7 protein-coding genes and 1 tRNA gene are annotated in these 5569 nt (G+C 69.0%); 6 read left to right on the top strand and 2 right to left on the bottom strand.

Annotated elements, in window-relative coordinates:
• Positions 1-246: 246 nt before the first annotated feature.
• Entirely contained in the window at positions 247-792 is a 546-nt protein-coding gene (locus ACFV6I_RS14390; RefSeq protein WP_380425406.1) for a hypothetical protein, read from the top strand.
• Positions 793-870: 78 nt separating this feature from the next.
• Here the strand turns inward: ACFV6I_RS14390 and ACFV6I_RS14385 are convergent, their stop codons facing one another.
• Positions 871-1359: a YajQ family cyclic di-GMP-binding protein gene (locus ACFV6I_RS14385; protein WP_063348915.1), complete on the bottom strand. Its 489-nt coding sequence runs from the start codon at positions 1357-1359 to the stop codon at positions 871-873.
• 216 nt (positions 1360-1575) lie between these two features.
• Here ACFV6I_RS14385 and ACFV6I_RS14380 point away from each other — a divergent pair.
• Positions 1576-1656, top strand: a tRNA-Tyr gene (locus ACFV6I_RS14380).
• A gap of 133 nt (positions 1657-1789) precedes the next feature.
• On the opposite strand, the gene ACFV6I_RS14375 is transcribed toward ACFV6I_RS14380, so the two are convergent.
• The gene (locus tag ACFV6I_RS14375; protein WP_363374999.1) at positions 1790-1933 is read right to left on the bottom strand and encodes a hypothetical protein; all 144 of its coding nucleotides are present in this window, start codon (positions 1931-1933) and stop codon (positions 1790-1792) included.
• 270 nt (positions 1934-2203) lie between these two features.
• Here ACFV6I_RS14375 and ACFV6I_RS14370 point away from each other — a divergent pair, with 270 nt between their 5' ends.
• The 4 genes from ACFV6I_RS14370 (at position 2204) to ACFV6I_RS14355 (ending at position 5487) form a co-directional block, all read left to right on the top strand.
• Positions 2204-3037 carry a GntR family transcriptional regulator gene (locus ACFV6I_RS14370; protein ID WP_380425404.1) on the top strand — a complete coding sequence of 278 codons (834 nt, stop codon included), beginning with the start codon at positions 2204-2206 and terminating at the stop codon, positions 3035-3037.
• The gene (locus tag ACFV6I_RS14365) at positions 2949-3593 is read left to right on the top strand and encodes an HAD family hydrolase (RefSeq protein ID WP_380425402.1); all 645 of its coding nucleotides are present in this window, start codon (positions 2949-2951) and stop codon (positions 3591-3593) included. The genes ACFV6I_RS14370 and ACFV6I_RS14365 overlap by 89 nt, the downstream gene beginning before the upstream one ends.
• A 775-nt stretch (positions 3594-4368) precedes the next feature.
• Positions 4369-4632, top strand: coding sequence for a hypothetical protein (locus ACFV6I_RS14360; protein ID WP_380425400.1), 264 nt, complete (start codon positions 4369-4371; stop codon positions 4630-4632).
• Between the two features lie 6 nt (positions 4633-4638).
• A complete protein-coding gene (locus ACFV6I_RS14355; RefSeq protein WP_380425398.1) occupies positions 4639-5487 on the top strand; it encodes a helix-turn-helix transcriptional regulator in 849 nt (282 codons plus the stop codon).
• Positions 5488-5569: the final 82 nt, after the last annotated feature.

Below are 5569 nucleotides of genomic sequence, written 5' to 3'. Positions count from 1 at the left end.
GCCGGGGGGGGGGCGCGGCCCCCCCCCGGGGGCGGGCGGGGTGGACCTGTCCGCGCCGGGGGCCCTGCCCCCCCCCCCCCCCACCCGGGGGGGGGCGCCCGACGACTGACCTGTCGTCGGGTGGCTCATCGTCGGCCAGCTGCCGCGCGCCGTTCGGCGTAACTGCGGTGGCTGCGTCAGGAATGCTGCCCCACCGTGTGGAGCAGGCGATCCCGCCTGCCTCGCACTTGAGAGGAAGCAGTACCCATGCGTGCCACCCGGATGGTCGCCGCGCTGATCGCGGCCCTCGCGCTGACCGTGGTCACCACGGCGTCCGCCGCCGGCCACGAAGCCACGGCCCCGCGCACCACCGTCGCCTCCGCCCCGAACCCCGCCGCCATCCCGGTGCCCGCCGACCTGGCGGTTGCCGCCCCGCTCCTGCCGGCGGACCTGGCCCTGCCCGCCGACCTGACCCCGCCGGCCATCCCGGTGCCCGCCGCCCCGGCCCCGCCCGCGACCCCGGACCCGAGCACGGCCCTCGGGGCTCTCGGCGACGTCATCAACCAGATCGCCGGCCTGCTCGCGGAGACCACGTCCACCACCCCCGACCCCGCAGCCGTCCAGCAGCTCGTCGCCACCCTTCAGGCCACCCTGCAGAGCCTGATCGCCCAGCTCCCGGCCGCCCGGACGGCGACCGCCCCGACCCGGGCCAAGACCTCCGGCCCGGCCACCCTGCTGGACCAGCTCGCCACCCTGCGCGCCCAGGCCCAAGCCCTCGCCACGGCCACCCACCCCCACCCCGCCGCCGGCTGACCCCACCCACGCGAAAGGCCCCGCCCCCTGGTGCTCAAGCTCCCGGGGGCGGGGCCCTGCCGCACAACCCTCCAGGGGTCAGCGGTAGTTCACGTACTGGATCGCGAAGTCCAGGTCCTTGCCCTTGAGCAGGGCCTGCACGGTCTGCAGGTCGTCGCGGCTCTTCGAGCTGACCCGCAGCTCGTCGCCCTGGACCTGAGCCTTGACGCCCTTCGGGCCCTCGTCACGGATGATCTTCGCGACCTTCTTGGCATCCTCCGTGGAGATGCCCTCCTTGATGTCCGCGAAGATCTTGTACTCCTTGCCGGACAGCTGCGGCTCACCGGCGTCCAGGGCCTTGAGCGACAGTCCGCGCTTGATGAACTTGCCCTGTAGGACGTCCAGGATGGCCTTCACGCGCTCCTCGCCGTTGGCCTTCATCTCGATCTTCTCGCCGGAGCGGCTGATCTCGCCGCCGACGCCCTTGAAGTCGAAACGGGTGGCGATCTCACGGGAGGTCTGGTTGATCGCGTTGTCGACCTCCTGCCACTCGACCTTCGAGACGATGTCGAAACTGGAGTCGGCCATGGGTGTTGGTCTCCTTGATGTTCTGGCTTCACTGGCACGGCCTGCCCCACCGGGCGTCCGCCTCCCCAGCCTATCCAGCGGCACCCCGCCCCCGCCCCCGACAGCCACGCCGTGGCCCTTGATCATCACGTGACCTATCGAGTGGCGGAGCACCCCCCGGCATCAGGTATTGTTTACGAAGTCGAACGGGGCGTACGCCCCGGGGGACAAGATCCTGGCTGGTTGCCCGAGCGGCCAAAGGGAGCAGACTGTAAATCTGCCGCGCAAGCTACGCAGGTTCGAACCCTGCACCAGCCACAGGATAGAGAAGGGCCCGTGATCTGCGGAAACGCAGATTGCGGGCCCTTCTTCGTTTTCTTGAAGCGAGGAACGAGCGGCACCCCATTTGAGCGGCTTGTCTCACTCTGTTCCGCCCGAATCCCAGCGCTGATCAGCGCATACGGACCAGCTGCGGACCAGGACCCAGGGCCGGCGGCGCCGGACGGTTCCGGTTGAGCCGCTTCGAGATCAACTCGTTCGCGTACTCGACGGTGCCGTGCAGGCACTTCGCGTAGACCCGCAGCATGACGGCCACGCCTCCGTCGGGCCGACTCCGGAGTTCAGCCCGAGCGAGATCCCTGCGTGCCGCAGGTCGTACGGCCGCTTGCCGAGCTTCGTCGCGCAGTCGGCCGGCGCCAGCACCTCGGCCTGGGCCCGCTGCCAGACGACCCCTCTAGACCCGGATGACCTCGCCCCCGTATCCGCAGGTCGGCAGCTCTCTGCGGGCCTCGATCCTCATGAAGAAGCCGGGCTTCGAGACCGGTGACAAGCTCCCCCCGGCCTTGAGCTGGCGAAGCACTGCGGCATGGTGCGCGGCACGGTGGACAAGGCGCTCGACCTGCTCCGCACCGAGGGGCTGATCGGGACCCGGCAGGGGAGCGGCTCGTTCGTGCGGGAGCGCACCTCCCGGCCGGTCGGGCTGCGGCCGCACCTGGAGGCGGCCTTCGAGCAGCAGCAGGTGACGCTCGACTTCGCCGGCTTCTCCAGCGAGACCCTTCACAACGCGCTGCAGGAGCCGCTCGACAAGGTCCGCTCCGGCCGACTGGCACCGGAGTCCATCACGGTCCGCTTGCTGCTACCGGACACCACGGCGCCGATGGCCGTGCCGGTCCTGGTCGATGGGCTCCAGGACGAGGCCGTCCTCCGGCAGCGCGCGCGCAACATCGCCCTGACGAACGCCGGCGGCATCGAGCACTCGGTGGAGATGCTGGCCGAGCTGGGCCTGGTCCAGAAGGCGAGCGTCCAGGTCAAGGTGCACCGGGCGTCCAGCCTGTTCAAGCTGTACATCCTGAACCGGTCGGAGGCGCTCTTCGGCTTCTACCCGCTCCGCGAGCGCACCGTGGCCATCGACGACACCGCCCACACCTTCTACGACGTGACCGGCAAGGACACCACCCTGTTCCACCACGCCGCCGGCCCGGACGACGCCTCGCTCGGATCGCAGTACGTCCAGCAGCCCAGATGTGGTTCAACAGCGTGTGGAGCACGATCGCCTACGAGCGGCAGCCATGACCGCCACCCCTCAGCAACTCGCCGACGTGCTGCGGCCGGTGAAGCATGTGCTCCTCGACTTCGACGGCCCGGTGTGCTCGGTCTTCGCCGGTCTTCCGGCCCCAGAGGTCGCGCGCCGACTCCGTGAGGGCCTGCTCGCCGCAGGCGAGCAGATCCCGGCCGGGGCGGAGGAGGAGGTCGACCCACTGGCCCTGCTCCGCCTGGTCGCGGACGCTCGCCCCGAGCTCACGGAGAGTACGGACGCAGAGTTGGCCGCGCTGGAGACCGAAGCCGTCCGGGCCGCCCGCCTGACCCCGGGCGGAGAATCGGTTCTGCGGGCTGCTGCCCGCTCCGGTCGGCTGGTCTCGGTGGTCAGCAACAACGCGGGCGCGGCCATCGAGGCCTACCTCACCGAGCACGGCCTCAGCCGCTACGTGGCCGGCGTCTTCGGGCGGGCGCTGGGCGACCCTTCGTCCATGAAGCCGAACCCGTGCCTCCTGCTCGAAGCGATGGAGGCCGCGGGCACCAGGCCGGAGCACTGCATCTTCATCGGCGATGCGGCCCGCGACGTCGAGGCGGGGGAGGCCGCTGGCGTCCCGACTATCGGCTACGCCAACAAGCCGGGGAAGGACACCAAGCTGGCCGCCGCCGGCGCCGTGGTGATCGTGGACTCGATGCGAATCATCGCCAAGGCCTTGGCCTGACGCGTTGGGCTGTCACGAGAGGGCAAGGACCAGGGAAGCATCGTGGCAAGCGGCCCTGGCGCTATCGACGGAGCTGACGCATCGGTCGCAACGGTTTTCGTGAGCCGCAGTGAACGGCGCGGCAGCCGGTAATCGACGACGGACTTGCGCATCGGCGGGAGTTGGGCTGCCCCGCCTGAAAACGCAACAGGTGACATGCAAAGCTGCACGTCACCTGCGGTGAACGGGTCGGCGCGGCAACGCCTCGACGTTCGGGTCCCTGAGGGTTTCGGTGGAGTCCGTTACTGCCTAGGGAAGCGAGCAACTAGTTGATAGTGCTCGTTTCGCAGAAGCCTCACACGAGCCTCTCCGGGCCGCAATAGGAACTTGGACGGTTCTGCACCAACTGGCTCAACAGGTTGCGTTGGCCATGCAAGCTGCTACATTTGGCCGCCCGCTTGGGCACAAGGTCCTTCTAATCGGTGCATATTCGCTGATCAGGGCGGCATCGGCACCGGATGTGACGTTGGGGTGGACCTCTTGGCCGGACCTGGTGCCATGAGGTTTTCACGGGCGAAAACCCCGCGCTCGACGTTGTGCACGCACAACGTCGTGTGGACAGGCATGCATCAAAAGGGAGTTGCAACCCGGGATCGCAGACGGTGTATGTCGTGCGGGATGGGATGATCTGAGCTACCGCCAGTTGCGGGGGACGGCAATCCCCGGCAGCGCCAGTGCGGTTCGGGGCTAGAAGGCCTCGGTGGAGTCCGTTTCCCTCAACTGCCCATGGAGAAAAGTGTCCAAGACCGACCGCCGCCTGGCGGCTGCCGCTGCTGCATGCGTGAAGACCGGCCCGACGCCCCCGCGGGCTGCGGGCCTGTCCGGCATCGAGGCGATCATCGTGATCGTTCTGATGCTGACTGCCGTCGTGCTCGTGCTCACCGGGGCGTCCGTGACCATGGTCCTCGCCCTGCTGGGTGGCATCGGCGTGATCTCGGTAGGCATCATCGTGTCCGTCCGGACGAACCGGTACCTGCGCCTGGCCCCGCAGGAGGCCTGACGCCCTATGGGACGGCCTGAGCGGCCCGTCACCACGCGTACCAAGGAGTCGGCGGCTCTGGCGCTGTACCTGCGGGTTCTGCGCCAGAGCTCCGGCCACACCTACGCCGAGCTCGGCAAGATCACCGGGATCCACCCCACGCGACTCTCACGAGCCGCGAGCGGTGACTCGGTGCCGACGCTGGACGTGGTGGAGGCGTACGCGGCGGGATGCGGTGCCATGAGGAAGGAGCTCACCGAGGCGCGTCGGCTGTGGCGGGCTGCACGCAGAGCGGGAGCCAAGTCACCGGCCGAGCGGCCTGCGCACATCACCATGATCAACACCCCCTGGGATTTGTGGCAAGCGATGGTGCACTTGCACCTGAAGGTTGGCCGCCCTTCCCTTCGGGAGCTGGAAAGGCGAGCAGGCGGCCTCGGTCGGCTCCCCCGGAGCACGCTGAGCCTGGTGCTCCGCGGCGGGGCCCGCCCCAGTCGCGAACTCCTGGAGGACTTCGTCCAGGCCTGTGAGGTTCCGTCTTCCGAAATCAAGCATTGGCTCGAAGCATGGGACCGGATCCGCACGCCTCGCCCGACCTCGGTCTTGTGGGCTCCGGCATCGTGGACCAGCCACGTGCGGCCTGTTGCAGACATGGATGTTCACATTGAAGACCGTGTCGGGCGTGCTGGCGATGAGCGCAGGCTGGTGGTGAGCATCCCCCACCAGGCCCGCACGGTCGATGAGTTCAAGCTCGCCACGGTCCGACTCGCACGGCAGCTTCTAGAGCTCGAACCCCGGGTTCCTGCTGAGGGTGGTCAGGCCGTCCGAAGGTCGAGGCTTCCTTCGGGAGGCTTGGCCGCCGACTACCGAACGGAGTAACCCTGATCGAGTTGCTGAATGCCTACCACGCGGAGGTCCGGCGTGGCCTCGGCGTTGGCGATCCGGCCGGCGGGGCGTGAGG

Origin of the sequence: Kitasatospora sp. NPDC059803, from assembly GCF_042732255.1 — a bacterium.
In the GTDB taxonomy this organism is placed as follows: Bacteria; Actinomycetota; Actinomycetes; order Streptomycetales; family Streptomycetaceae; genus Kitasatospora.
The sequence above is the reverse complement of the archived record's forward strand: the minus strand, read 5'-3'. Positions and strand labels throughout refer to the sequence as shown.

Bases quoted from the DNA above. Each gene is read 5' to 3' on its own strand.
- ACFV6I_RS14390 (WP_380425406.1), top strand. From the start codon at position 247: ATGCGTGCCACCCGGATGGTCGCCGCGCTGATCGCGGCCCTCGCGCTG.
- ACFV6I_RS14385 (WP_063348915.1), bottom strand. From the start codon at position 1,359: ATGGCCGACTCCAGTTTCGACATCGTCTCGAAGGTCGAGTGGCAGGAG.
- ACFV6I_RS14370 (WP_380425404.1), top strand. From the start codon at position 2,204: ATGGTGCGCGGCACGGTGGACAAGGCGCTCGACCTGCTCCGCACCGAG.
- ACFV6I_RS14355 (WP_380425398.1), top strand. From the start codon at position 4,639: ATGGGACGGCCTGAGCGGCCCGTCACCACGCGTACCAAGGAGTCGGCG.